This is a genomic window from Nitratidesulfovibrio liaohensis (assembly GCF_011682075.1).
Lineage (GTDB): Bacteria > Desulfobacterota > Desulfovibrionia > Desulfovibrionales > Desulfovibrionaceae > Cupidesulfovibrio > Cupidesulfovibrio liaohensis.
Window position 1 is genome coordinate 1 of sequence record NZ_VSMK01000458.1, and the last position, 2,050, is coordinate 2,050.

The 2,050-nt window shown below is 67.8% G+C and carries 3 protein-coding genes; 1 reads left to right on the plus strand and 2 read right to left on the minus strand.

Features of this window, described 5'->3' with window-relative positions; genetic code table 11:
- On the plus strand, positions 1-393 hold a 393-nt coding region (locus tag FVW27_RS14200), incomplete at its 5' end, for an ADP-ribosylglycohydrolase family protein (RefSeq protein WP_167126270.1).
- 124 nt (positions 394-517) lie between these two features.
- On the opposite strand, the gene FVW27_RS14205 is transcribed toward FVW27_RS14200, so the two are convergent.
- Together FVW27_RS14205 and FVW27_RS14210 are read right to left on the minus strand one after the other, a co-directional pair.
- Complete coding sequence (locus FVW27_RS14205) at positions 518-1,012, minus strand: hypothetical protein (protein ID WP_167126273.1); 495 nt, start codon at positions 1,010-1,012, stop codon at positions 518-520.
- A 225-nt stretch (positions 1,013-1,237) separates the two neighbouring features.
- A partial coding sequence (locus tag FVW27_RS14210) for an oligopeptide/dipeptide ABC transporter ATP-binding protein (protein WP_208294804.1) occupies positions 1,238-2,050 on the minus strand: 813 nt, incomplete at its 5' end.

Sequence of the window (2,050 nt, forward strand, 5' to 3'; positions counted from 1 at the left end):
GCCGCCGCCCTGCTGCGCGGGGCGGACATGCGCGCCGCCTTCGACCATGCCGCCACGGCCCGCTACGCGGCCCTGCCCGCCGAAGACTGGCTGGCCTTTGCCGACATGTCCCTGTCGGAGGACACCCCCGTCGCCATCGCCCGCTTCGGGCAGTCGTGCGGCATGCAGGGGGCCTTTCTGGGAGTGGTGCACGTGGCCCTCAAGCACGAGGCCGCCCCGGAAACCGGACTTGTGGACAACGTCATGGCCGGGGGCGATTCGTGCGCGCGCGGCCTTGCCATCGGCATGCTGTTCGGCGCGCGGCACGGCCTTGGCTGGATGCCCGAACGCTGGCTGGCCCCGCTGGCGACCCGAACCGAGATTGAAACCGCGCTGGACACGCTGGGCGTGTAGCCGCGCGGCAGGATACCACAGCGTACAACGAGAAACGGGGAGAATGCCCACGGCATTCTCCCCGTCATCATTTCCGTCTTCGTTACGTGCCAGCCCCCCTGCTGCGGCAGAAGGGGACGAGGCCCTACTGCACGGAATCGCAGTCGGGCGCGGTGCGGGTGGAGGCGTCCTTCAGCTCGTTCATGTATTCCTTGACCTTATCCGAGCGCTTCCATTCCGCGTACAGTTCCTGCCACTTGCGCAGGTCCATGAAGCCCTTGTCCAGCTGTTCCTCGTGCGACTGCACCCAGATGTTGAACAGCTGCATCTCGAACTGGAACAGGCTGCTGTCGAAGACCTTTTCGGAGCTGCCCGCCTTCATGCGCGAACCGTCCACGTCGGACGCCACGAAGCTGCACACCGCGTCGCGCGAGGTTTCGTAGGTGATCTCCTTGTTGTTCAGCAGCTCCAGCAGGCCGAACAGGTGGGGATACTCCTCGCGGATGCGCTTTTCTGCCGTTTCCGGCACGCGGATGAACAGCTTTTCGCCTTCTTCGGTGATGAAATAGAAGCGCAGCCAGTTTTCGAACATCAGCACTTCGCTGACGGCATGGATGGCGTTGACGAATTCCGCGGACATGGACACTCCTTGGCGTGTTCACCCCTGCACCAGGGTTGCCGGGCCGGGGTTCGTGGTCTTCGATGGCCCCCACGGACCGCACTGAATCGCGACGTGGCGCGGCGCGCGGCGGGGCACCCGCACTATGGTGACGGCAGGGCCGCTCGTCAAGTCCATTTTTTCACAAGCGACAAAGAAGAGGCTTCTCCGGGCAGGTTGCGCCCAGCGCAACGCGTGTCGTCGCAGCTACCCGGCCGCCCGTGACAGCAGTTCCGGGGCGTGCAGGTGGCAACGCGCATGCTGCCCCTCGGCCACGGCATGCCAGCCGGGCACCTGGCGGCGGCATACGTCCATGACCTGCGGACAGCGCGGGTGGAAGGGACAGCCGGACGGCGGGGCGATGGGGCTGGGCAGGTCGCCGCGCAGGGCCGGGTGTTCGGCGCGGCGGGACGGGTCGCGCACGGGCACGGACGCCAGCAGGGCGCGGGTGTACGGGTGGGCGGGTGCGGCGAACAGCACGTCGCGGGGGGCTTCTTCCACCACCTTGCCAAGGTACATCACGGCCACGTGGTCGCTCATGTGGCCCACCACGCCAAGGTCGTGCGAAATGAACAGGTAGGCAAGGCCCATGTGTTCCTGCAACTCGCGCAGCAGGTTCAGCACCTGCGCCTGCACGGAGGCGTCCAGCGAGGACACCGGCTCGTCGCACACCACCAGGGCCGGGTGGGTGATCAGGGCGCGGGCCACGGCCACGCGCTGGCGCTGGCCGCCGGAAAACTCGTGCGGGTAGCGGTCGGCGTGTTCCGCCCGCAGGCCCACCAGTTGCAGCATGTCAGCCACCTTGACGCGCCGTTCCGCGCCGGAAACCCCGGCCACGGCCAGCGCCTCGCCTATGGAGGCCCCCACGGTGCGGCGCGGATTCAGCGACGAAAAGGGGTCCTGAAAGACCATCTGCACCAGCTGGGCGGCCTCCGCGCGCGAAATGGCGGGGCCAACGGCAGGGCTGGTGGCAGCGGCAGTCGCGCCACCGTCCGCCGCAGCATCCGCGCCCGCGAACAG

Coding starts and splice junctions, on each gene's coding strand:
- FVW27_RS14205 (WP_167126273.1), bottom strand. CDS start 1,012: ATGTCCGCGGAATTCGTCAACGCCATCCATGCCGTCAGCGAAGTGCTG.